We start from the raw sequence: 24,574 nt of genomic DNA, 5'->3' as shown, positions 1-24,574 counted from the left end.
TTGCTGGCGATGGCGTGTTCAAGGACGCCATCGCCAGCAAGCCGGCTCCTACAGATCGAAGTCGAGATCCCCCACGGGAGAGCATAAAAATGAACAACGAAAAATATGAAAAAGGCCTGAAGATCCGCACCCAGGTGCTGGGCGAAGCCTACGTCAACCGCTCCATCGAAAACGCCGACGACTTCACCCGGCCACTGCAAGAGATGGTCACCGAATATTGTTGGGGTCATGTCTGGGGTCGTGAGGGTCTGTCGCTCAAGGAGCGCAGCATGATCAACCTGGCGATGATCTCGGCGCTCAACCGGCCCCATGAACTCAAGCTGCATGTGCGCGGCGCCTTGCGTAACGGCCTGAGTCGTGAGCAAATACGCGAAATTCTGCTTCAGGTCGGCATATATTGCGGTGTTCCCGCTGCCGTGGACAGTTTCCGGCTCGCCCGAGAAGCCTTCGCCGAAGCCGATGCCGAGGCCTCCAGTTAACCCCTCGGCTGTTTAAATGCCCGTCTGGCATGGACAGCCAACCTAAAGAGCGGACCCCATGAAACGCCTGCCACTCGACGACAGCTTCAAGGTCAATCGCAACCCCGTTACCCTGCGCGAAATCGTGCTGGATAAACTGCGAAGCGCCATCATGAACTTCCAGCTCCTGCCGGGAGACCGTCTGGTCGAACGCGATCTGTGCGATCGCCTGGGCGTCAGCCGTACTTCCGTGCGCGAAGCCTTGCGTCACCTGGAATCCGAAGGCCTGGTGGAATTCGCCGACGCCAAGGGCCCGCGTGTCGCGATCATCACCCTGGCCGATGCCGTGGACATCTACGAGCTGCGCTGCGTGCTCGAAGGGCTGATCGTTCAGCTGTTCACCCTGCGCGCCAAAGCCAAGGACATCAAGGCCCTGGAAAAAGCCCTCGAAGAAAACCGCAAGGCGCTCAAAGACGGCGAGCTGCAACAGGTCATCGACTCGGTGCAGGGCTTCTACGACGTGCTGCTCGAAGGCTCGGGCAACCATGTCGCGGCCACCCAGCTGCGCCAGTTGCAGGCACGCATCAGCTACCTGCGCGCAACTTCGGTGTCCCAGGAAAACCGTCGCGGCGCCAGCAACCAGGAAATGGAACGCATGGTCGAGGCGATCAAGGGCGGTGATCCGCTGGCCGCCCACCAGGCCTGCGTCGACCACGTGCGTGCAGCCGCAGCCGTGGCCCTGGACTACCTCAAGCGCAAGCAGGAAGAAACCGGCGACATCCCGGCGATCACCCAGCCCATCGCGCTGAAAGAACCGCGCATAGGTCGCTGACATGTTCAGCCCGAGCTTTTGCCCCAAGTGCGGCAGCGCTGATCTCGGTCAGCAGCTGCCGCCGGGCGATACGCACGAGCGCCTGATGTGCCGCGGCTGCGGCTACATCCACTACGTCAATCCGAAGATCATCGCCGGCTGCATCATCGAGCAGGACGGCAAGTACCTGCTGTGCCAACGCGCCATCCCGCCGCGCCCCGGCACCTGGACTCTGCCGGCGGGCTTCATGGAAAGCGGCGAGACCACCGAACAGGCGGCCTTGCGCGAGGTCTGGGAAGAAAGCGGCGTGCGCGCGGAGATCGTCTCGCCCTATTCGATTTTCAGCGTGCCGAAGATCAGCGAGGTGTACATCATCTTTCGCGCCATCGCGCTGGAGATCACCGGGCAGTACGGCCCGGAGACCCTCGACTACAAATTCTTCGCGCCTGAGGAGATTCCCTGGGAGAGCATTTATTACCCGGCGATTCGGCAGATTCTTGAGCGTTATATCGAGGAGCGGCAGGCTGGGGTTTATGGCATTTACATGGGGAATGATGACAGCGGGAAGATTCATTTCATCCGCTGAAAAATCCCCCATTCCCCTGTAGGAGCGAGCCTGCTCGCGAAGGTCTGTCATTCGACGCTGGCTTGCGGGTGTACATATCCGTTGCTGCGGTAACGGCCACCTAGGGTTCCACCCTTACGGCGGGTCACCTGGAAAAACGGAACGCCGCCCGGCCCCAAGTAACCAAGGGCTCTTGCCCCTTTAGTTCGGCCTCTCGAGGGCAAGAAGATCAAAAGCCAAATCAAAAGCCAAAGCGGCCGGCCTGATCGTGAGGCTGTACACACCTCCGTGTAGGAGCTGGCTTGCTATCGATGGCGCCACCCCAGCCAACCCTGCTGCACCTGACACACCGCCATCGCCGGCAAGCCGGGCTCCTACAGAGATTGAGTACATCTGAGAGAGATTGGTTGGCTTGCAGGCCGCCATCGCTAGCAAGCCAGCTCCTACAGTTTGATTTGCGTTTATCTTCGAGGGATTGGTTGGCTTGCAGGCCGTCATCGCTGGCAAGCCAGCTCCTACAGAAAAGCAAAAAGCAAAAAGCAAAAGCGGCGTACACCCATGCTCTTCACCACTCAACAGGCCGAGCGTTAGCTCGCCTGCAGCTCTTGATCTTGATCCACCCGCCCCCTCGGAAGGCTGAGTGGAGGTGTTCATCCGGGGATTGGCGCGTAGCGCCGTTCGACGCAGTCGAACTCATCGCATGTAGGTGCCAGCGAAGCCAACCGGAGGGCGATGCCCCCGGAGGAATACCGGAGCGAAGGAACCCCGAGCCTAAGCGAGGGGCCGGACGCAAGGGGCGAGACCTTTTGGTTCCTTTTGGGGCGTTTGCCAAAAGGGACTCGCCGTAAGGGCGAAACCATAAGCCGCCGTTACCGCAGCAACGGATATGTACACAGCCGCATTTCAGAGCCCCACCACACCCTCAACAATGATCACCTCAGCCAAAGCCACCCCCAAACGAAACCCCCGCGCCTCCTGATACAACGCCGACCGATAACAAGCCACCGCCTGATCATACGAATCAAACTCGATCACCACACTGCGCTGCGGCGTCGACCGCCCTTCCATCGCCTCGCTACGCCCACCCCGAGCCAGAACCCGACCGCCATACAACGCAAACGCCTGCGGCGCCCGCCGAGTGTATTGGCTGTATTGATCAGCATCAGTGACATCCACATGAGCAATCCAGTACGCCTTCATAGTGACCTCCCGGTTAATTCTGTATTATGGTATACCAAATTACCCCTCCAACAAACACCGAGACTCCAGCATGGCCTTCAACAGCATCGAAGAAATCATCGAAGATTACCGCCTCGGCAAAATGGTCCTGCTGGTCGACGATGAAGACCGGGAAAACGAAGGCGACCTGTTGCTGGCCGCCGACTGCTGCACACCCGAGGCGATCAGCTTCATGGCCCGCGAAGCCCGCGGCCTGATCTGCCTGACCCTGACCGACGAACACTGCAAGCGCCTGGGCCTGGAACAGATGGTGCCGAGCAACGGCAGCGTGTTCAGCACCGCCTTCACCGTGTCCATCGAGGCCGCGGTCGGTGTCACCACCGGCATCTCCGCAGCAGACCGTGCCTGCACCGTGGCCGCCGCCGTCGCCGCCAACGCCGGCCCTGCCGACATCGTGCAACCGGGCCACATCTTCCCGTTGCGCGCCCGCGAAGGCGGCGTGCTGACCCGCGCCGGCCACACTGAAGCCGGCTGCGACCTGGCCCGCCTGGCCGGCCATACACCCGCCTCGGTGATCGTCGAAGTGATGAACGACGACGGCACCATGGCCCGTCGCCCGGACCTGGAAGTGTTCGCGCGCAGGCACGGGATCAGGATCGGCACCATCGCCGACCTGATCCACTACCGCCTGAGCACCGAACACACCATCGTGCGCATCGGTGAACGTGACCTGCCGACGGTACACGGCACCTTTCGTCTGATCACCTTTGAGGATCGCATCGAAGGCGGTGTCCACATGGCCATGGTCATGGGCGATCTGCGCCGCGAAGAGCCGACGCTGGTGCGCGTGCATGTGATCGACCCGTTGCGCGACCTGGTCGGCGCCGAATACAGCGGGCCGAGCAACTGGACATTGTGGGCCGCCTTGCAACGTGTCGCCGCCGAAGGCCACGGCGTGGTGGTGGTGCTGGCCAACCACGAGTCCTCCCAGGCGTTGCTCGAACGCGTGCCGCAACTGACCCAGCCGCCACGGCAGTTCAGCCGCTCGCAGTCGCGGATTTATTCGGAGGTGGGTACTGGCGCGCAGATCCTGCAGAACCTGGGTGTGGGCAAGCTGCGCCACCTCGGCCCGCCGCTGAAATATGCAGGCCTGACCGGTTACGACCTGGAGGTGGTGGAAAGTATTCCATTCACCGAGTAATACGCAGCCATCCCTGCATGGAAAAAACCTGTGGGAGCGGGCTTGCCCGCGAAGACGGCGGCACATCCAGGATCAATGTCACAGATGTACCGCAATCGCGGGCAAGCCCGCTCCCACAGGAATGTGGTTAGGGATAAATCACCTTTATAAAAAGCAATTTGGCTGATAGCCGGTACGGCAAAATGCTTGCACAAAGTTTGGAATACCATAATATGATATTCCATAGACCGGACAGTCAGCACTGACTCGATGGTCCTGATGCTCCCGATAGGCGGGCACTCGAAAGCCCCGCTCATAAACACAACAATGAGGGCGTGAAAATGGTGTTGAACAAACGTGCGACCGCGGTTCTTTTTGCGGGACTGCTGAGTGTGACCAGCCAGGCATTGCTGGCGGCTGAAAGCGTCAACTTCGTGAGTTGGGGCGGCAGCACCCAGGATGCGCAGAAGCAGGCCTGGGCCGACCCGTTCAGCAAGGCCAGCGGCATCACTGTTGTGCAGGATGGCCCGACCGACTACGGCAAGCTCAAGGCCATGGTCGAGAGCGGCAACGTGCAATGGGACGTGGTCGACGTCGAAGCCGACTTCGCCCTGCGCGCCGCCGCCGAAGGCCTGCTCGAACCCCTCGATTTCAACGTCATTGACCGCGACAAGATCGACCCGCGTTTTGTCAGCGATCACGGCGTCGGCTCGTTCTTCTTCTCCTTCGTCCTCGGCTACAACGAAAGCAAGCTCGGCGCCAACAAGCCTCAGGACTGGTCCGCGCTGTTCGACACCAAGACCTTCCCCGGCAAACGCGCCCTCTACAAATGGCCAAGCCCTGGCGTGCTCGAACTGGCGCTGTTGGCCGATGGCGTGGCTGCCGACAAGCTCTACCCGCTGGACCTGGACCGTGCGTTCAAGAAACTCGACACCATCAAGAAGGACATCGTCTGGTGGGGCGGCGGCGCGCAGTCGCAGCAACTGCTGGCCTCCGGTGAAGCGAGCATGGGCCAGTTCTGGAACGGCCGGATTCACGCCCTGCAGGAAGACGGCGCCCCGGTCGGCGTAAGCTGGAAGCAGAACCTGGTCATGGCCGACATCCTGGTCATTCCAAAGGGTTCGAAAAACAAGGACGCGGCCATGAAGTTCCTGGCCAACGCCAGCAGTGCCAAGGGCCAGGCCGACTTCTCCAACCTGACCGCCTACGCCCCGGTCAACGTCGACAGCGTGCAGCGCCTGGACTCGGTGCTGGCCCCGAACCTGCCGACCGCTTACGCAAAGGATCAGATCACTCTTGATTTCGCATACTGGGCCAAGAACGGTCCGGCCATTGCGACACGGTGGAACGAATGGCTGGTCAAATGAAAATGACGGCAACCGCGTCTCGTCCCTCAACGGCCACCGGGAGCGCCACTGGCGCTGCCGGTGCGGCATCCGCCCAGCCTGTTGAAAAGCAGCCCGCGCCGTCGCTGAAACAGCGTTGGCGCGGCGCCAGTAACCTGGTCCCGGCGCTGCTGTTTCTCGGCCTGTTCTTTCTTGCGCCGCTGATTGGCCTGCTGTTGCGTGGCGTGCTGGAACCGGTGCCGGGCCTGGGCAACTACGAGCAACTGTTCGCCAACTCGGCTTATGCCCGGGTCTTGCTCAATACCTTCTCGGTGGCCGGCCTGGTGACGTTGTTCAGCCTGCTGCTGGGCTTCCCGCTGGCCTGGGCGATCACCCTGGTGCCGCGCGGCTGGGGTCGCTGGATTCTCAACATCGTACTGCTGTCGATGTGGACCAGCCTGCTCGCCCGCACTTACTCCTGGTTGGTGCTGTTGCAGGCCTCGGGCGTGATCAACAAGGCGCTGATGGCCATGGGCATCATCGATCAGCCGCTGGAGATGGTGCACAACCTCACCGGCGTGGTGATCGGCATGAGCTACATCATGATCCCGTTCATCGTGCTGCCGTTGCAGGCGACCATGCAGGCCATCGACCCGATGATCCTGCAGGCAGGTTCCATCTGCGGCGCCAGCCCCTGGACCAACTTCTTCCGGGTGTTCCTGCCGCTGTGCCGGCCGGGGCTGTTCTCCGGCGGTTTGATGGTGTTCGTGATGTCCCTCGGTTACTACGTGACCCCGGCCCTGCTGGGCGGTGCGCAGAACATGATGCTGCCCGAGTTCATCATTCAGCAGGTGCAGTCGTTCCTCAACTGGGGCCTGGCCAGCGCCGGCGCCGCGTTGCTGATCGTGATCACGCTGGTGCTGTTCTACTTCTACCTGAAGCTCCAGCCGGAATCCCCGGTTGGCGCCAGCAACGCGAGGTAAGCCGTCATGCTCCTGACCCCCAATGCCATGAGCCGGCGCATGCGCTTCGGCCTGTACGCCACCACCGGGTTAATCGGTCTGTTCCTGCTGCTGCCGATCGTGTTCATCGTGCTGCTGTCGTTCGGCTCGTCGCAATGGCTGGTGTTCCCGCCGCCGGGCTGGACGCTGAAATGGTACGGCCAGTTCTTTTCCAACGCCGACTGGATGAACGCGGCGATGGCCAGCCTGAAAGTCGCGGTGCTGACCACGTTCTTCGCCGTCGCGCTGGGCCTGCCGACCGCGTTCGCCCTGGTGCGTGGCCGCTTCCCCGGCCGCGAGATGCTCTACGGCCTGTTCACCCTGCCGATGATCGTGCCGCTGGTGATCATCGCCGTGGCGGTGTACGCGCTGTTCCTCAAACTCGGCTACACCGGGACCATGTTCGCCTTCGTGGTCAGCCACGTGATAGTCGCCTTGCCGTTCACCATCATCTCGATCATCAACTCGCTGAAGCTGTTCGATCAGTCGATCGAGGATGCGGCGGTGATCTGCGGCGCCTCGCGCCTGCAAGCGGTGTTCAAGGTGACCTTCCCGGCGATTCGCCCGGGCATGGTGGCCGGCGCCCTCTTCGCCTTCCTCGTCTCGTGGGATGAAGTGGTGCTGAGCGTGATGATGGCCAGCCCGACCCTGCAAACCCTTCCCGTGAAAATGTGGACCACTCTGCGCCAGGACCTGACGCCCGTGATCGCCGTCGCTTCGACGCTGCTGATCGGCCTCTCGGTATTGGTCATGGTGATCGCCGCCGCTCTGCGCCGGCGCAACGAAATCAGCGCTTGAGCGCCAGGAGTACGACATGAGTGCAGTGATCAAAGATGCCGCGCAGCAAAATGACAAACCCCTGGTCAGCTTGCGCAACCTGAACAAGCACTACGGCGACTTCGCCGCCGTGGACAACATCTCGCTGGACATCAAGGACGGTGAATTCCTCACCTTCCTCGGCTCCAGCGGCTCGGGCAAAAGCACCACGCTGTCGATGCTCGCCGGCTTCGAAACGCCGAGCAGCGGCGAGATCCTGGTCAACGGCCAGTCGCTGGTCAACGTGCCGCCGCACAAACGCGACATCGGCATGGTGTTCCAGCGCTACTCGCTGTTCCCGCACCTGTCGGTGCGCGACAACATCGCCTTCCCGCTGGCCATCCGCAAACTGCCCGCCGCCGAACGCGAGCGCCGGGTCGATGCGATGCTCAAGCTGGTGCAGCTCGAGCAGTTTGCCCACCGCCGCCCTTCGCAACTCTCGGGCGGCCAGCAGCAACGGGTCGCCATTGCCCGGGCGCTGGTCTATGAACCACGCATCCTGTTGATGGACGAACCGCTGGGCGCGCTGGACAAAAAACTGCGCGAAGACTTGCAGGATGAACTGCGTCAGCTGCATCGGCGCCTGGGCATCACCATCGTCTACGTGACCCACGATCAGGAAGAGGCCATGCGCCTGTCCCAGCGCATCGCGATTTTCAGCCACGGCAAGATAGTCGGCCTGGGCAGTGGTTATGACCTGTACCAGAACCCGCCGAACGCCTTTGTCGCCTCGTTCCTCGGCAACTCGAACTTCCTCAAGCTCAAGGCCCAGGGGAATGCGGTGGCGACCTTTGAAGGTCAGGCGCTGTCGATCCGCCTGACTGCCGGCCTGCAAACCGATCAGGATGTGCTGCTGATGGTGCGTCCGGAGAAAGCCCTGGCCCTGAGCAACGAGCAAGCCCTTGCCGAACCGCTGGCCGCCGGCTGGAACGAAGTCTCGGCCAAGGTCGTGGAAGTGTTGTTTCTCGGCGAAAGCCAGACCTGCAGCGTGGTGACCGCGGGAGGCACCTCGATGACGGTCAAGGCACTGTCCGCCGCCGGCATGCCGCTCAAGGCCGGTGACCCGGTGCGAGTGCGCTGGGCCACCGCCGATGCCTGCGTCTACACCGAATGGGCCGAAAGCGACCTGAACAAGGCTGCCGGCGCTCACTGATCCATTGGCCTGCGCGTGCGGGCCACTATAATGAGTCACCCTCGGGCCACCACAACGTCGGGTTGTGGTGGCCTTTTTTCTGGTTCTTTCACGGGTTAGGAGTTCACATCATTTTCGATTCGGACGCGGTCCCCTGTAGGAGCTGGCTTGCCAGCGATGGTCGTCAACGATAACGCGTACGAACCGGATAAACGCGGCGCATTTGAGTCCATCGCCAGCAAGCCGGCTCCTACAGTTTGGCGTTCATCATTTCGACTCGGACGCGGCCCCGTAGGAGCTGGCTTGCCAGCGATGGTCGTTAACGATAACGCTATGATCCGGATAAACGCGGCGCACTTGAGTCCATCGCCGGCAAGCCGGCTCCTACAGTTTTCCGGGAGTGAGTGGAGAACCTTTTTTCTGTCATCTGTAAGATAAATTGGACAACGGATTCCTAAAATCCCGGTTTAATGCTAAATAGTGCTCAGTATTTTTAACACCCGACCCCTGTCGTGCCACACAGTGCAACGAGAATAACGATATGAAAGTCCATTTCGAGAAAAGTGAAGTGTTTGGGACCCTCCACCTGCAATCGGCGGTGGCAGCATGATCGAAGTCACCGAAGTTTCCATTGCCGAGCTGCGTGCCGCGCTCGAATCCGGCCAGACCACTTCGGTCGAGCTGGTCCAGGCTTATCTCGCGCGGATCGACGCCTATGACGGCCCGCAAACCCCTACCGCCCTGAACGCGGTCGTGGTGCGCAACCCCGAGGCGCTCGCCGAGGCACAGGCCTCTGACGCCCGTCGCGCCAAGGGCCAGGTGCTGGGGCCGCTGGACGGCATCCCGTACACCGCCAAGGACAGTTATCTGGTCAAGGGCCTGACCGCCGCTTCCGGCAGCCCGGCCTTCAAGGACCTGGTCGCCTATCGCGATGCATTCACCGTCGAACGCCTGCGCGCCGGCGGGGCGATCTGCCTGGGCAAGACCAACATGCCGCCGATGGCCAATGGCGGAATGCAGCGTGGTGTCTACGGCCGCGCCGAAAGCCCGTACAACGCCGAATACCTGACCGCGCCTTTCGCTTCCGGCTCGTCGAACGGTGCCGGTACGGCGACCGCGGCCAGTTTCTCGGCCTTTGGCCTGGCGGAAGAAACCTGGTCGAGCGGACGCGGGCCGGCCTCGAACAACGGCTTGTGCGCCTACACCCCTTCACGCGGGGTGATCTCGGTGCGCGGCAACTGGCCGTTGACCCCGACCATGGACGTGGTCGTGCCGTTTGCCCGGACCATGGCCGACCTGCTCGAAGTGCTCGACGTGGTCGTGGCCGATGACCCGGACACCCGTGGCGACCTGTGGCGCCTGCAGCCCTGGGTGCCGATTCCGAAATCGTCCGAGATACGCCCGCAATCCTATGCCGCGCTGGCCGCGAACAGCGAAGCGCTCAAGGGCAAGAAATTCGGCATTCCGCGCATGTACATCAACGCCGACCCTGAAGCCGGCACGTCCGAAGCACCGGGCATCGGCGGGCCGACCGGCCAGCGCATCAACACCCGCCCTTCGGTGATCGGCCTCTGGGAACAGGCGCGCAAGGCCCTCGAAGCCGCGGGCGCCGAAGTGCTCGATGTGGATTTCCCGCTGGTCTCCAACTGCGAAGGCGATCGTCCTGGCGCGCCGACCGTGTTCAATCGCGGCATCGTCTCCAAGGAGTTTCTGCACCATGAGCTGTGGGACCTGACCGCCTGGGCGTTCGATGATTTCCTGCAGGCCAACGGCGATCCGAAATTGAATCGTCTGGTCGATGTCGACGGCCCGCAGATCTTCCCGCACGACCCGGGCACCCTGCCCAACCGCGAGGGCGACCTGGCCGCCGGCATGGACGAATACGTGCGCATGGCCGAGCGCGGTATCACGTCGTGGGACCAGATCAGCACGGTGCCGGACGGCCTGCGCGGGCTGGAAAAGACCCGCAAGATCGACCTGGAAGACTGGATGGATCGCCTGGGCCTCGACGCGGTGCTGTTCCCGACGGTTGCCGATGTCGGCCCGGCCAATGCCGATGTCGATCCGCAATCGGCGGACATCGCCTGGAGCAACGGTGTATGGGTCGCCAACGGCAACCTCGCCATCCGCCACCTCGGCGTGCCGACGGTCACCGTGCCGATGGGCGTGATGCCGGATATCGGCATGCCGGTCGGCCTGACCTTCGCCGGTCGCGCCTATGACGACTCGAAGCTGCTGCACCTGGCATCGGCGTTCGAATCGACCGGCAGCAAACGCATGATCCCGCCGCGTACCCCGCCGCTGCGGTAAAGATTGGGCGTACTGTAGGAGCGAGCTCGCTCGTGATGGTCGTTAACGATAACGCGCCTTTGCTGGTTAAACGCGGCGCGTTTGAGTCCATCGCCAGCAAGCTGGCTCCTACAGCAGACTCCAGTCCCGAATCATCAAGGATCGACCTGGGCCATCAGTTCCGGGATCGATTCCGGCCGCTTGGCGTAACGCTGCGCCAGCACCGTACAGACCATCAGCTGAATCTGGTGGAACAACATCAATGGCAGGATCAGCACACCAATGGTGCTGCCGGCGAACAACACCTGCGCCATTGGCACGCCGGTCGCCAGGCTTTTCTTCGAACCGCAGAAAAGTATGGTGATGCGGTCCTCCTGATTGAAGCCGAACGCCTTGCCCAGTACGGTCGCGGCCACCAGCACCAGCGCCAGAACGATGCAGCAGACCAGCACCAGCCCGACCAGATCCAGCAATGGAATCTGCTGCCAGAGCCCCTCGTTCACCGCCTCGCTGAACGCCCCGTAGACCACCAGCAAGATCGAACCCTGATCGACGAACTTCAACCAACTCTTGTTGCGTCCTACCCAGTTGCCGATCCAGCGCCGTGCGATCTGCCCGGCAATGAACGGCAGCAGCAACTGCACGCTGATCTTGAGGATCGCGTCGAGGGTCGAGCTGCCTTCGCCGTGCACGTTGAGCAGCAGGGTCACCAGCAACGGCGTGAGGAAAATCCCGAACAGGCTGGACGCCGCCGCACTGCAGATCGCCGCCGGGATGTTGCCCCGCGCCAGCGAAGTGAAGGCAATCGCCGACTGCACCGTGGCGGGCAGCGCGCACAGGTAAAGCATGCCCATGTACAGGTCGTTGCCGATCAGCGGCGACAGCAAGGGCTTGAGCGCCAGGCCGAGCAGCGGGAACAGCACGAAGGTCAGGCTGAACACCAGCAGATGCAGGCGCCAGTGCCCGGCGCCGGCGATGATCGATTCGCGGGACAACTTGGCGCCATGCAGGAAAAACAGCAGCGCGATGGCGATGTTGGTCAGCCAGCCGAAACCGACCGCGACCTGGCCGCTGGCGGGCAGCAGGCTGGCGAGCGTGACCACGCCGATCAGGGTCAAGGTGAAGTTGTCGGGTAACAAGCGGGGGCGAGTCATGGGTTTGATCATCCGGGGGTTGCCAGTACGTGCAGGCGACTCTAACGTGACTGGAAATTACCGACTAACGCCGAAGAGCCAGCAGATGCCGCCCAAAGGACATGACAAGAGTGTTCGACGCAGTATTCCCGGGCTGTCCAGCCTGCCGCGACCGCTCTACGGCCGTACCGAATCGCTGCCCAATCGCGCCCTGACCCGGCGCCACAGCCATCCATGGGTGCAGCTTTCCTATGCGATCCAGGGCGTGCTTGAAATCCAGACCGGCGTCGGGCGTTTCGTCGCCCCGCCGGAGCGTGCGGTGTGGATTCCGGCGGGCATGCCGCACCGGGTGTTCAGTTCGCCGCGCACGGAGATGCGCAGCCTGTACATCGATTGCAGCGTCTCGACCTGGGCGCCGCCGGGCTGCCATGTGTTGGGGGTCAGTGATTTGCTGCGCGAGTTGATCCGCGCCTTCAGCCAGGTTCCGGTGGAATACGATCAGGACGGGCCGCACGGTCGGTTGGCTCAGGTAATTCTCGATCAGTTGGCTGAGGCGCCGCAGATCGACCTGATGCTGCCGCTGCCCCAGGACAGTCGGTTGCGGCAGATCGCGCAAAGCCTGGAGTCGCACCCGGAGCAACAGACCACCCTTAGCCACTGGAGCGACCAATTCGGCGTGACCGAGAAAACCCTCAGTCGCCTGTTCCTGCGCGACACCGGCCTGACGTTTCGCGCCTGGCGCCAGCGTTTGCGCCTGCTCGGCGCCCTGACGCCACTGGAACAGGGCGAGCGCGTGACCGACGTTGCGTTGGCCTGTGGTTATGACTCGACGTCGGCGTTTATCGCCGCCTTCCGCCAGCAGTTCGGCGAAACGCCGGGGGAGTTTTTTCGCTAATTTCGACACAGGATACCCTGTAGGAGCGAGCTTGCTCGCGATGGTCGTTAACGATAACGCGTATTTACTGGCCAAACGCGGCGCTCTTGAGTCCATCGCGAGCAAGCTCGCTCCTACAGGGACTTGATGCTGGTCCACACCCGCGTGCGCACCCGCTCGAGCTTTTGCGGCAATGGCTGCACCACATACAGCGTCGCCAGCGCTTCGCTGGTCGGGGTCAGGTTCGGGTTGCCGGTGATGTCCTTGTTGATCAGCGTCAGCGAGTCCTTGTTGGCATTCGGGTAGCCAAGGAAGTCGCTGATCGGCGCGATGACTTTCGGGTCCAGCAGGTTGTTGAGGAATTCGTGGGCCTCGGTGACGTTCTTCGCGCTTTTCGGGATGGCGAAGGTGTCGAACCAGATCGGCGCGCCTTCCTTGGGCAGGCGCCAGTCGACGACCACGCCGTTGCCCGCCTCTTTGGCGCGATTGCCGAATTGATAGAAGCTGCCGGAGTAACCGATGGCCACGCAGATATCGCCGTTGGCGATGTCGGTCATGTACTTGGCGGAGTTGAAGTAGGTGACGTAAGGACGAACCTTGAGCATCAGCGCCTTGGCTTTTTCGTAGTCATCGGGGTTCTGGCTGTTCGGGTCGAGCCCCAGGTAATGCAGGGCCAGCGGCAGGATCTCCGACGGCGAATCTAGCATGGCCACGCCACAGGCCTTGAGCTTCTCCATGTTCTCGGGCTTGAACACCAGGTCCCAGCTGTCCACCGGCGCATTCTCGCCCAGCGCCGCCTTGACCTTGGCCGGGTTGAAGCCGATCAGCACGGTGCCATACATGTAGGGCACGCCGTACTGGTTGCCCGGGTCGTTCTTGTCCAGCAGCTTGAGCAAGGCCGGATCCTGGTGCGACCAGTTCGGCAGTTTGGACTTGTCGAGTTTCTGGAACACCCCCGCCTTGATCTGGGTTTCGATGAACTGGTTCGAGGGCACCACCAGGTCGTAGCCCGAGTTGCCGGTGAGCAGCTTGGCTTCCAGGGACTCGTTGGTGTCGAAGGTGTCCCAGGTCACCTTGATCCCGGTGTCTCTGGCAAAATCCTTGGGGACGGACGGCAGGATGTAGTCCGCCCAGTTGTACACCCGCAATTCCTGCTGTTCGGCGTGCACCGCGCTGGCCAGCAGCGACAGCCCGCAGGCGGTGACGCCCAGTTTGATCGTGTGCATGGATCATTTCCCCAAGTGTGCCGTGAGTGCTCTGATTCTTGCTGACGGCGTGGCCGGTTCACAGCGTGAGGCAGGCCAAAAGGGGATTGAAACGGCCAATATAACTGTCCGCTTTGATCGGCAATGAATCGACGGTTAGTCCAAACTGCCGATGCCTGCGCAGCTCGTTTGCTGCTTATTGCGCTTCACACCAATAACAAGATCGCGAGGCTTCGATGCGTGCTCCACTTCTGCTTGCCCTGCCCCTGCTCGGCCTGCTCAGTGCCTGTTCCGAACCCTATGACCCGCAACCGCTGGCCAGCACCGGCACTGCCGCGCCCCTGATCGGCGCTAGCGCCGTGGCGCAACCGTTGAGCGGCGCCGTGCCCGCCAACCCCTTCATGGCCAGCAACGGCAGCAGCTACATGCATTCCGACGGCTACAGTTCCGACACGCATCCGGGCCCTGGTCCGCTGGGTCGGGACATGCAAACGAGCAGCCGCGACGGCAGCCGCAAACCCGGCGGCATGTGCCCGATTCACACCTTCGATCAGCAGGGTCGCCTGGTGGTGCTGTGCGCCAACCTGATGCAGTTCGAGCTGCAACTGCTGGAACCGCGCACCCTCAAGCTGCTGGCCCGCTACCCGCTGCCGCCGCGCCCGTCGACCTTCCACGCGTTGATTACCCTGGACCCGGACAAGATCATGGCGGACACCTCCGGCGCCTATTTCTATGTCGACGAACAGAATCGCGTGGTCATCGCCGACGCCGAGCAGCACATCCAGCGCGTGGTGCATCGTCAGGACGCTGCCGGTGCGTGGTCGTTCGAAAAGGTCGACGACTGGGACCTGAGCGACAAGGTCCCGCACGATTGCGTGCGCCCGACTGCCTGGTTTCCCAAGGGTGAGTGCGATCCCGTCACCGGGGTCATTCCCGACCACCAGGGCCTGATCTGGTGGATCACCCGACGCGGCCGCATCGGCACCCTGAACCCGGACACCGGCAAGGCGCTGGGCATTCAACTGGCCAACGAAGAAATCCAGAACGGCATGTCGGTAGCGGCCGATGGCGTCTACCTGGTGTCCGATCACGCCATGTACCGCTTCGCCGCCGCTGCCGACGGCAAGCCCGTGCAAGGCTGGCGCGAAGCGTACGACCGGGGCACCGGGCGCAAGGTCGGTGCGATCAATCAGGGCAGCGGCACCACCCCGACCCTGCTCGGCGAACGCTACGTCACCATCACCGACAACAGCGACGGACGCATCAACCTGCTGGTCTACCGTCGCGAGCAGGACTACGCCGGCAATCGCCTGATCTGCAAACTGCCGGTGTTCGACAACAACGCCTCGGCCACCGACAACTCGGCCATCGGCTGGGGGCGCTCGATCATCCTCGAGAACAACGCCGGCTACACCAGCGCCTTCGCACAGAAGGACTGGCAGGCGGTGCACGGCGGCATCAGCCGCATCGATATCCGCGCCGATGAATCGGGCTGCGACCAGGTGTGGCAATCCAGGGAACGCTCGCCTTCGGTAGTGCCGAAACTCTCGGTGGGCAACGGCCTGCTGTACTTCTACACCTTCGAACCGCAGGCCGGTGGCGAGAACGCCTGGTACCTGATGGCGCTGGATTTCGCCAGCGGCCAGACCCGGTTCAAGGCATTGACCGGCGTCGGCCAGGCATTCGACAACAACTGGTCGCCGATCACCCTGGCACCGGATGGCACGGCCTATGTCGGGACGTTTGGCGGGTTGGTTGCGCTGTGGGACAAGGGCGTGAGTGCAAGCGGCGACCAACCCTGAGAAATGGTTTTCCTGTGGGAGCGGCTGTACGCAAAATCAGCGAACCACCCACAAATCATTGTGGGAGCGAGCCTGCTCGCGAAGAGGCCGGCACATTCGACATCGATGTCGCCTGACACGCCGCCTTCGCGAGCAAGCTCGCTCCCACAGGTCCAGCGGCTGTACGCAAAACCTGCGAACCACCCAAATCATTGTGGGAGCGGGCTTGCCCGCGATGAGGCCGGTACATTCAACATCGATGTCGCCTGACACTCAGCCATTGCGGGCAAGCCCGCTCCCACAGGGGGTTGTGGCGTTTTTACAAGAGCGACAAGGTGTAGTTGATGATGAACCGGGTCTGATCCACATTGCGGCCCGCATCGGTGTTGGACGTGGCATTGCGCAAGGAGAACCCCACCCCCTTGAACGTGCCCGATTGCAGCACGTAATCGAGGGTCATGTCGCGCTCCCACTCGGACTGGTCGCTGGCGTTCTGCGCCTTGATGTCGGTGCCCTTCAGATACGCGATCGTGGCTTTCAGGCCCGGCACGCCCATGGGGGCAAAGTCATAGGTGTATTGCCCGAAGTTCGTCTGTTCTCCGGCGCGGGCAAAGTTCTGGATCATCTTGTCGGTGGGCAGGTAGACACTGCCGCCGCCCGCCCCCTTGTCCACCAGGCTGCCCTGGTTGGGCTGGACAAAGTTGCTGCCATCGCCCACCTGCTGATGCCCCACCGACACCGCGTGCCCGCCATGGGTGTAGGTGACCATCGCAACCCAGGTGCTGTTGTCGATTTCACCGTCGTTGTCGTCGGTGTAACCCGACACCCGATAACCTTGCGCACGACCTGAAGCCGAGTTGTTGGCGCCACTCGAGGTGGTGCGGAAGTAGCGCAGGTCGGTGGTCAGCGAGCTGGCGCTGTCGATGGGCAGCGTGTGCGTCAGGCCGAGAAAGTTCTGGTTGTAGAAATCCTCCAGCTGCGCGAAGTAATACTGGGTTCTCAGATTCTTCGTGAGGCTGTAGTCGGCGCCGGCGTAGTAGAACTTGTTGCTGTCTTGCGTGCTGCCGGCGACCGACAGGCCTGTGCGGTCGGTCGAGGCGCGCCCGACCGCGTGCTCGAGCACACCGCTGGTCAACGTCAGGCCATCGATGTCGTTGGAAGTGACCTGCGCCCCGGTAAACGATTGCGGCAATACACGGGCATCGTTCGCCAGCAGGATCGGCAACTTGGGCAGCAAGGTGCCGTAGCGAAACTCGGTCCGGCCCAGGCGCATCTTCGCCGTGGGGCCGAAGCTGCTCCAGGCGTCGGCCGCGCCGTCGCCGTCGGACGGAATCATGCCGCTGCCGACGTGGCGCCCCGCTCCGCTGTCCAGGGTGATGCCGAGCAATGCCTGGGCATCGAGCCCGAAACCCAGCGTGCCCTGGGTAAACCCCGACTCATAGCGCAAGACGAACCCCTGGGCCGATTCTTCGGTTTTCGAAGGATCGGCTGCGCCATCGCGATTGTCGCTGTTGAAGTACAGGGTGCGCATGGAGAGGCTGGCCTTGCTGTCCTCGAGAAAACCATGGGCTGCGGAATCGGCTGCCTGTGCGCACACCGAACTGGTTGCCAGCAGGACGGCGGTGGGAATGGCGCGTTTGAACATAGGGTGCTCCTGGGTGTTTCTTATCGTTATTTGAAGGTTTCACCGCCAGACAGGGCCCGATTACCGCCCACGCAACCGCGCTCACCACGAGGGCGACAACAGGCGCGCCCGATGAGTGATGGGAGTCGTTCGTGGTGAGGGTTTACTGACTGGTTCGTGAAACTCTTAAAACATTTCGCACGGCTATTATCAAATGCAGTGAAAGTAGTTTTCGTGGAGGGATACGCCTTGTCGCGCAGGGGTATGCACGATCACTGTTTTTGCATATCGGTGCGGCGGATTTTCACCATACTGACTTCATCGGCAGTGTTGCCTGGCTGCCCGTGAGTCCCTCAAGGAGCAATAGCCATGAACGATCGGATAGAGCTGTTCGGCGCCAATACCGGCAACAGCCTGCGGGCCGCGATCGCCCTGGAAGAATCCGGCATCGCCTACACAGCACGCAGGCTCGACCTGTATGCACAGGAGCATCGCGGGCCGGCCTACCTGGCATTAAACCCGGCCGGGAAAGTCCCGACCCTGGTCGATCACGGGACCACGCCGAGCCTGGTCATCAACCAGTCCAACGCGATCATCCAGTACGCCGACTCCATGGCACCCGGAAGGCTGGCACCGGCGCAACCCGGACCTGAGCGCACCCGGGTGATTGATCGCTATTTCTTTTTCGTGACCGACGTCATCGCACCCAGCCATGCCGCCTTTTTTCTGCACAAGGCGGGGCAGGACAAGGCGGCGGCGACCATCGATCTGCGGGTGATCGAGCAACTGACCTATGCGGAAAGTTTTTTGACGGGCGAATTCATGGCCGGGGCGCAGTTCACCATGGCCGACATCTCCGCGTTCACCATCGCCAGGGCGTTCCGTGACCGGCTGGAGTGGAAGCTGCTTCCCCAGCTCTCGCGCTGGTTCGACAGCGTCGAAGCCAGGCCGGCGGTGCAACGCGGCCTGAATGTGTTCAAGGATGCCTGAACGGCAACCCCGGGCCACACGCAAATCCTGTAGGAGCCGGCTTGCCGGCGATGGATTCAAGTGCGCCGCGTTTATCCTGCTTACACGCGTTATCGTTAACGACCATCGTCGGAACGCCGCCCGGAGCAGGCTCGCTCCTACCGAGATCAATCGGTGTAGCCGAACTTCACCCCATGGCTTTGCTGCGCCTGGCTGCGCGTAGCGAGGCAGTAATACAGCGGGCATGTCACCACCAGCCCGACCAGCCACGACAGGTCCGCGCCGTCTACCAGATTGGCGTACGGCCCGACGTACAGCGACGTGTTGGCGAACGGCAGCTGCATGATGATGCCGATGAAGTAGGCAATGATCGCGTGCAGGTTGAAGCGCCCGTAGATGCCGCCGTCAGCGCGGAAGATCGAAGCGATGTCGTAGCGACGACGCTTGATCAGGTAGAAGTCGATCAGGTTGATCGAGGCCCACGGCACCAACACCAGCAACAGCGCGAGGATCAGGCCGATGAACTGCGAAATGAAATTCGCCGAAGCGCCCAACGCCACCACGCAGCAACCCGCCAGCACGATGCTCGACAACAGCACACGCACCTTGATGCTCGGCGTCCACTGGCTGGCGAAAGTCTGGATCGAGGTGATGATCGACAGCACCGCGCCATACAGATTCAAGGCGTTGTGGCTGATGATGTTGAGCAGGAACAGCACCATCAGGATCGGCCCCAGCCAACCGGTGGACTGCTTGACCGCCGCCATCGCCTCGGTGCCTTCCGGCGTCGCCAGTACCGCTACGGCGCCGAAGGTGAACGACAGGATGGTGCCCAGGGTTGCCCCCAGATACGTGGCCCAGAATGGCTTGGCGATCCCAATATCCGCCGGCAGGTAGCGCGAGTAGTCCGACACATACGGCGAGAAGCTGATCTGCCAGATGATGCCCAGGGACACCGTGGCCAGCCAGCCCGACAGGTTGAAACCGCCGCGGGTGAAAAAGTCTGCCGGCAGGTCATGGGCAAAGATATAGAGGAAACCCGCGAGCAAGGCACTGCCCATCACCCAGGTGCCAATGCGGTTGAGAGTATGAATGAAGCGGTAGCCGATCACCCCGATGGCGGTGGCGCTGAGGGCACCGATGAGAATGCTGGCCGGTACCGGCACCGACGGCACAATGCCGACAATCGATTTGCCGGCCAGCACGATGTTGGAAATGAAGAAGCCGATGTAGATCAACGCGGCGAAGAACACGATCAGCAGCGCGCCGTAGCGGCCGAACTGGCCACGGCTCTGCACCATCTGCGGAATACCCATGCACGGCCCCTGGGCCGACGCGAGGGCAATCACCACCCCACCGACCATGTGCCCGAGCGCAATCGCCAGCAGGCCCCAGAACAGATTCAGGTGGAACACCTGGACCACCATGGCGCCAGTGACGATGGGCAGTGGCGCGATGTTGGTGCTGAACCACAGGGTGAATAGATCGCGGGCCTTCCCGTGGCGCTCTGCGAGTGGAACGTAGTCGACCGTGTGATTCTCGATCAACGGATCTTGCCGGGACATCTGGGACATGTGCATGAACTCGAGTTTGTCTGTTCTTATCTTTGTATGAAGCCAAACCGGGGGGACTCTTTGGTCGCCCCTCAGATGCCGACCATATTATGGTATTCCAAACTTTAAACAAGACTGATCCGGTCTTTGAACAAGCATCTGAGCCGCTATCCTGCCCGGATCCCGCCAGCGCTGGCTAGCTTAAAGCCCCGTAAACATTGACCTTCCGACGAAAACACGACGTTTATCGGTTCACCTAAAAACACCTTGCAATAGATGTATTACGGTATACCATCAGACCTACAAACACATAAGAACCGCGTCACACCACCCGAGGACCGTCCAATGATCGATGCCGCCATCTACAAACAAGTCATGGGCTCGTTCCCGTCCGGAGTGACCGTGATCACGACCCTCGATGACGACGGGCAAATCGTCGGCCTGACCGCCAGCGCCTTCAGCTCGCTGTCGATGGACCCGGCCCTGGTGCTGTTCTGCCCCAACTACAGTTCCGACTCCTACCCGGTGTTGATCAAGAACAAGCGTTTTGCCATCCACGTGCTGTCCGGCGGCCAGCAAACCGAAGCCTATGCCTTCGCACGCAAAGGCAAGGACAAGGCGCAAGGGATCGAGTGGACGCTCAGCGAGTTGGGCAACCCGATTCTGGCCAACGCCACGGCGGTCATCGAATGTGAACTGTGGCGCGAATATGAAGGCGGCGACCACGCCATCATGGTCGGCGCGGTGAAAAACCTGATCGTGCCCCACCAGAGCAGCGGGCCACTGGTGTATTGCCACGGCAAGATGGGTGCCCTGCCCGTTCCAGCCTGATTTGCCATTGTAGTTGCGATCATTCGGTATTATGGTATACCAACAATCATCAATGCCCTGCGCCGACGGGCCAATAACAATAGTTCCGAGGTAAGCGTCATGAAGTTTTCCCTGTTCGTACACATGGAACGTTGGGACGAAAGCGTCAGCCACCGTCAGTTGTTCGAAGACCTGACCGAACTGACCCTGATGGCCGAAGCCGGTGGTTTCAGCACCGTTTGGATCGGCGAACACCACGCCATGGAATACACCATCTCGCCAAGCCCGATGCCGCTGCTGGCTTACCTGGCGGGCAAGACCACCACCATTCACCTGGGCGCCGGCACCATCATCGCGCCGTTCTGGCATCCGCTGCGGGTGGCCGGTGAATGCGCGTTGCTCGACGTGATCAGCAATGGGCGCATGGAAGTCGGATTGGCCCGTGGTGCCTACCAGGTCGAATTCGACCGCATGGCCGGCGGCATGCCGGCCTCCTCCGGCGGCCAGGCGCTGCGGGAAATGGTCCCGGTGGTGCGCGCCTTGTGGAACGGCGACTACGCCCATGACGGCGACATCTGGAAATTCCCGACGTCCACCAGCGTGCCCAAACCGATCCAGAAACCGAACCCGCCGATGTGGATCGCCGCCCGCGACCCGGACTCACACAACTTCGCCGTGGCCAACGGCTGCAACGTGATGGTCACGCCGCTGATGAAAGGCGACGAAGAGGTCCTCGACCTGAAGAACAAGTTCCAGGCCGCCCTGGACAACAACCCTGGCGTGCCGCGCCCGCAACTGATGGTGCTGCGTCACACCCACGTGCACACCGCCGACGATCCGCAGGGCTGGGAAGTCGGGGCCAAGGCGATCTCGAAGTTCTACCGCACCTTCGATGCCTGGTTCGGCAACAAGACCACCCCGGTCAACGGCTTCCTCGCGCCAAGCCCGGAAGAGAAATTCGCCGGCCGCCCCGAGTTCGAGCTGGAAAGCCTGCACCGGACCGCCATGATCGGCACCCCGGAAGAAATCATTCCGCGCATCAAGTACTACCAGGAACTGGGGGTCGACGAATTCAGCTTCTGGTGCGATAACAGCCTGCCCCATGCGGAAAAGAAAAAATCCCTGGAGCTGTTCATCAAGCATGTGGTGCCAGCGTTCCGGTAGACATTTGTCCCCTGTAGGAGCGAGCTCGCTCGCGATGGACGCCAACGATAACGCGCGCCATCTGAATGACTGCGTTGCCCCGAAGTTTTTCGCGAGCAAGCTCGCTCCTACAGGTGTCATTTGTTCTGTGGGAGCAGGCGTTCCCACAAGGGTCGATTCCAATGATGACTGGTCGTCTCCCATCACTCACCCTTCCTTCCGGCGCCGCGCGGGCTTACCTGCGCGGTGAATCGTGCGCTTCACACCTGCATTTCAAGCGCCTGCGCGCCAGCGTTGCGGCCAAGCAGAACGGCTTCTGGCAAATAGTTCACTGAGCCCACCCGAACAGCCAATCACGCACTCCGCGTCTCGCCATGGCCTGGCGCGTACGGTGCATCGTGTTTCGCCTTGATCAGGTTTGCCCAATGAACAATAACAACGCGCTGTTGATCATCGACATGCAGCAGGAGGACGGTTTTGTCCTCGACAACCTCGACACCGTCGTCGCCAATACCGCCGCCCTGCTCGATACCGCACGCAGCCAGCGGATCCCTGTCATCTATACCCGCCACATCAATCAGGCCGACGGCAGTGACCTGCCCCACGGCGAACCGCTGGCCGCCGACGGTGGCCCCGGCAGTTACCGCGCCGGCACCCGCCAAGTGGAAATCATCGAATCGCTGGCGCCGCAGCCCGGTGAACTGATCATCGACAAGGGCCGCTACAGTGCCTTTCACCGCACCGACCTCGACGCCCAACTCAAGGCTCTGGAAGTCGACACGCTGATCGTCTGCGGCGTGCTCACCGACGTCTGCGTGCTGACCAGCGTATTCGACGCCTTCGCCCTCGGTTATCGCGTGCGCCTGGTCGGCGATGCCTGCACCACGACCACCCAGGCCGGGCATTACTCGGCCCTGTTGATCATGGCCAACTGGGTCTACGCGCTGGAAATCCTCACCACCACCGAGTGCCGGCGCGCCCTGCAACAACTCGAGTACGTCAGCCTGATCCCCGAGCATCCGGACCTGTTTGCCCACCAGCCCCACGAGCTGCAAAGCACCATCGCCCGTCTGCAATCCCGTCTCGTCCGGACTCAGGAGTGATCGCCATGCAAGTCGAAAAAAGAAGCATCGATTTCATCCCCGAGAGCGAACGCCACGGCAAGCCGGGTTCGCTGTTCTATATCTGGTTCGGCGCCAACATGAACATCACCACCATCGCCTCCGGCGTGTTGCCGGTGGTGATGGGGCTCAACCTGTTCTGGAGTGCGCTGGCGATCGTCATCGGCTCAATGCTGGGGGCGATTTTCATGGCCTCCCACTCGGCCCAGGGACCGAAGCTGGGCATTCCGCAAATGATCCAGAGCCGCGCGCAATTCGGCGTGCTGGGGGCGGTGTTGCCGCTGCTGTTCGTGATGCTGATCTACCTGGGCTTCTTCGTCAGCAACACCTTGCTTGCGGCCCAGGCACTGGAATCGGTCAGCCCGTTGCCGATGTCCGGCAATATCTACCTGATCGGCGCGTTGTGCTTTGTCGTCGCACTCTATGGCTATCGCTTGATTCACCGCTTGCAGAAGCTGCTGTCGATCCTGTCGCTGGTGGTGTTCGTGGCAGCCACGGCGCTCGCCTTGCAGTTGCCGATCGCGGCCGAACAATGGCTGCCCACCGGTTTCTCGCTGTCGAAGTTCCTGGTGGCGGTGAGCATCGCCGTGACCTGGCAACTGTCCTACGCGCCTTACGTCGCCGACTACTCGCGCTACCTGCCGAGCAACACCCCGACTGCGCAGGTGTTCTGGTACAGCTACGCCGGCACGGTCAGCGGCGGTGCGTGGATGATGATTCTCGGGGCGATCCTGAGCGTCGGCATCGGCGACTTTTCCAGCAACGTCGGCGGGCATGTCGCCGGTCTGTTCGGCACTGGCGCGGTGCTGCTGTTCGCCTTCATCGTCTACGGCCAGGTGTCGATCAACGTGTTCAACCTGTACGGCGCGTTCATGTCGACCATCACCGTGATCGAGCCGTTTGCCCGATTGAAGGTGACGCCACGGGTGCGCGGTGTGTTCATGCTGTTGATCAGCCTGGTGGCCACGGCCCTGTGCACCATCAGTCAGGACGACTTCATCAGCTTCTTCCTCAACTTCATCTTCTTCATGAGCTACTTCCTGATCCCGTGGACGGCGATCAACCTGGTGGACTACTACTGCCTGCGCAAAGGCCAGTACCGGATTGACGACATCTTCGACCTGAACGGCGTCTACGGGCGCATCAACTGGATCGCCTGCGGCAGTTTCGTGCTCGCGATCGCCCTGGAAATTCCGTTCATGAACACCACGCTATACGTCGGCCCGGTGGCCACTGCGCTGGACGGGGTGGACCTGGCGTGGGTGGTCGGGTTGCTGGTGCCGGGGTTGAGTTATTACTGGCTGATGAAGCTAGGCAAGCGGGCACTGGTAACAGAGCCCGCCTAACGAAGAACTCCTGTAATTGGATGGACTCGCCCAAGCCGAGGCGTCAATGCGCCACGGTGGCAGTCTAAACAGCCAACGACAGCGAGGGCGAGTCCATGAAAAATCATAGTTCGTTTGATCAATCCGTGTCTTCTTCCGATTTGTCGGCCTGCACAACCTTGGCGGTCGACCTGGCCAAACAGGTCTTTCAGGTCGCCGGTGAAAATATCCTCGGCCAGCTGCTCTACGAGCAGCGGATCAAGTCGCGCGAGGCGTTTTA

At 61.8% G+C, this 24,574-nt stretch carries 21 protein-coding genes and 1 pseudogene; 17 read left to right on the top strand and 5 right to left on the bottom strand.

Going from position 1 to position 24,574, the window contains the following annotated elements; translation table 11 throughout:
- Window positions 1-89: 89 nt before the first annotated feature.
- Genes EI969_RS11880 through EI969_RS11870 form a run of 3 tightly spaced genes read left to right on the top strand, consistent with a single transcriptional unit; the run spans window position 90 to window position 1,855 of the window.
- Window positions 90-479 carry a carboxymuconolactone decarboxylase family protein gene (locus EI969_RS11880; protein ID WP_007991919.1) on the top strand — a complete coding sequence of 130 codons (390 nt, stop codon included), beginning with the start codon at window positions 90-92 and terminating at the stop codon, window positions 477-479.
- A gap of 58 nt (window positions 480-537) precedes the next feature.
- On the top strand, window positions 538-1,290 hold the full coding sequence (locus EI969_RS11875) for a GntR family transcriptional regulator (protein WP_046042558.1): 753 nt from the start codon (window positions 538-540) through the stop codon (window positions 1,288-1,290).
- A gap of 1 nt (window position 1,291) precedes the next feature.
- A complete protein-coding gene (locus EI969_RS11870; protein ID WP_160387972.1) occupies window positions 1,292-1,855 on the top strand; it encodes an NUDIX hydrolase in 564 nt (187 codons plus the stop codon).
- Window positions 1,856-2,737: 882 nt separating this feature from the next.
- Here the strand turns inward: EI969_RS11870 and EI969_RS11865 are convergent.
- Window positions 2,738-3,034, bottom strand: a complete 297-nt coding sequence (locus EI969_RS11865; protein WP_110661718.1) for a DUF1330 domain-containing protein — start codon at window positions 3,032-3,034, stop codon at window positions 2,738-2,740.
- Between the two features lie 70 nt (window positions 3,035-3,104).
- Between EI969_RS11865 and ribBA the strand changes: the two genes are divergently transcribed.
- The 6 genes from ribBA to EI969_RS11835 all read left to right on the top strand — a co-directional run bounded on the left by ribBA (window position 3,105) and on the right by EI969_RS11835 (window position 10,777).
- Window positions 3,105-4,214: a bifunctional 3,4-dihydroxy-2-butanone-4-phosphate synthase/GTP cyclohydrolase II gene (ribBA, locus tag EI969_RS11860; RefSeq protein WP_160387971.1), complete on the top strand. Its 1,110-nt coding sequence runs from the start codon at window positions 3,105-3,107 to the stop codon at window positions 4,212-4,214.
- 320 nt (window positions 4,215-4,534) lie between these two features.
- On the top strand, window positions 4,535-5,560 hold the full coding sequence (locus tag EI969_RS11855) for an ABC transporter substrate-binding protein (RefSeq protein ID WP_160387970.1): 1,026 nt from the start codon (window positions 4,535-4,537) through the stop codon (window positions 5,558-5,560).
- Window positions 5,557-6,501 carry an ABC transporter permease gene (locus tag EI969_RS11850; RefSeq protein WP_160387969.1) on the top strand — a complete coding sequence of 315 codons (945 nt, stop codon included), beginning with the start codon at window positions 5,557-5,559 and terminating at the stop codon, window positions 6,499-6,501. The genes EI969_RS11855 and EI969_RS11850 overlap by 4 nt, the downstream gene beginning before the upstream one ends.
- Before the next feature lie 6 nt (window positions 6,502-6,507).
- A complete protein-coding gene (locus EI969_RS11845) occupies window positions 6,508-7,317 on the top strand; it encodes an ABC transporter permease (protein WP_007976227.1) in 810 nt (269 codons plus the stop codon).
- A 16-nt stretch (window positions 7,318-7,333) separates the two neighbouring features.
- Window positions 7,334-8,488 carry an ABC transporter ATP-binding protein gene (locus EI969_RS11840; protein ID WP_160387968.1) on the top strand — a complete coding sequence of 385 codons (1,155 nt, stop codon included), beginning with the start codon at window positions 7,334-7,336 and terminating at the stop codon, window positions 8,486-8,488.
- A gap of 585 nt (window positions 8,489-9,073) precedes the next feature.
- Window positions 9,074-10,777, top strand: a complete 1,704-nt coding sequence (locus tag EI969_RS11835) for an amidase (RefSeq protein ID WP_160387967.1) — start codon at window positions 9,074-9,076, stop codon at window positions 10,775-10,777.
- Window positions 10,778-10,911: 134 nt separating this feature from the next.
- Here EI969_RS11835 and EI969_RS11830 read toward each other — a convergent pair whose 3' ends face one another.
- The gene (locus EI969_RS11830) at window positions 10,912-11,910 is read right to left on the bottom strand and encodes a bile acid:sodium symporter family protein (protein ID WP_160387966.1); all 999 of its coding nucleotides are present in this window, start codon (window positions 11,908-11,910) and stop codon (window positions 10,912-10,914) included.
- Window positions 11,911-11,995: 85 nt separating this feature from the next.
- On the opposite strand from EI969_RS11830, the gene EI969_RS11825 reads away from it, so the two are divergent.
- Window positions 11,996-12,784, top strand: a complete 789-nt coding sequence (locus tag EI969_RS11825; RefSeq protein WP_160387965.1) for a helix-turn-helix domain-containing protein — start codon at window positions 11,996-11,998, stop codon at window positions 12,782-12,784.
- A gap of 113 nt (window positions 12,785-12,897) precedes the next feature.
- On the opposite strand, the gene EI969_RS11820 is transcribed toward EI969_RS11825, so the two are convergent.
- Window positions 12,898-13,989, bottom strand: coding sequence for a polyamine ABC transporter substrate-binding protein (locus EI969_RS11820; protein WP_160387964.1), 1,092 nt, complete (start codon window positions 13,987-13,989; stop codon window positions 12,898-12,900).
- Window positions 13,990-14,204: 215 nt separating this feature from the next.
- On the opposite strand from EI969_RS11820, the gene EI969_RS11815 reads away from it, so the two are divergent.
- A complete protein-coding gene (locus tag EI969_RS11815) occupies window positions 14,205-15,770 on the top strand; it encodes a hypothetical protein (RefSeq protein ID WP_160387963.1) in 1,566 nt (521 codons plus the stop codon).
- Between the two features lie 298 nt (window positions 15,771-16,068).
- On the opposite strand, the gene EI969_RS11810 is transcribed toward EI969_RS11815, so the two are convergent.
- A complete protein-coding gene (locus EI969_RS11810; protein WP_160387962.1) occupies window positions 16,069-17,394 on the bottom strand; it encodes an OprD family porin in 1,326 nt (441 codons plus the stop codon).
- A 348-nt stretch (window positions 17,395-17,742) separates the two neighbouring features.
- Here EI969_RS11810 and EI969_RS11805 point away from each other — a divergent pair, with 348 nt between their 5' ends.
- The gene (locus EI969_RS11805) at window positions 17,743-18,363 is read left to right on the top strand and encodes a glutathione S-transferase family protein (RefSeq protein ID WP_160387961.1); all 621 of its coding nucleotides are present in this window, start codon (window positions 17,743-17,745) and stop codon (window positions 18,361-18,363) included.
- Between the two features lie 146 nt (window positions 18,364-18,509).
- Here the strand turns inward: EI969_RS11805 and EI969_RS11800 are convergent, their stop codons facing one another.
- Window positions 18,510-19,916: a cytosine permease gene (locus EI969_RS11800; RefSeq protein WP_160387960.1), complete on the bottom strand. Its 1,407-nt coding sequence runs from the start codon at window positions 19,914-19,916 to the stop codon at window positions 18,510-18,512.
- A gap of 324 nt (window positions 19,917-20,240) precedes the next feature.
- On the opposite strand from EI969_RS11800, the gene EI969_RS11795 reads away from it, so the two are divergent.
- From EI969_RS11795 to EI969_RS30520, 5 genes and pseudogenes are all read left to right on the top strand, one after another.
- The gene (locus tag EI969_RS11795) at window positions 20,241-20,726 is read left to right on the top strand and encodes a flavin reductase family protein (protein ID WP_160387959.1); all 486 of its coding nucleotides are present in this window, start codon (window positions 20,241-20,243) and stop codon (window positions 20,724-20,726) included.
- Between the two features lie 99 nt (window positions 20,727-20,825).
- Entirely contained in the window at window positions 20,826-21,869 is a 1,044-nt protein-coding gene (locus tag EI969_RS11790) for an LLM class flavin-dependent oxidoreductase (protein ID WP_160387958.1), read from the top strand.
- A gap of 404 nt (window positions 21,870-22,273) precedes the next feature.
- The gene (locus EI969_RS11785; RefSeq protein WP_160387957.1) at window positions 22,274-22,951 is read left to right on the top strand and encodes an isochorismatase family cysteine hydrolase; all 678 of its coding nucleotides are present in this window, start codon (window positions 22,274-22,276) and stop codon (window positions 22,949-22,951) included.
- 5 nt (window positions 22,952-22,956) lie between these two features.
- The gene (locus EI969_RS11780) at window positions 22,957-24,315 is read left to right on the top strand and encodes a cytosine permease (RefSeq protein ID WP_160387956.1); all 1,359 of its coding nucleotides are present in this window, start codon (window positions 22,957-22,959) and stop codon (window positions 24,313-24,315) included.
- A gap of 95 nt (window positions 24,316-24,410) precedes the next feature.
- Window positions 24,411-24,574 (top strand): annotated as a pseudogene (locus tag EI969_RS30520) (IS110 family transposase); the annotation flags it as partial.

This window comes from Pseudomonas sp. PB101 (assembly GCF_009764265.1).
GTDB lineage: Bacteria > Pseudomonadota > Gammaproteobacteria > Pseudomonadales > Pseudomonadaceae > Aquipseudomonas.
This window is presented reverse-complemented; position numbering and strand designations above follow the sequence as displayed.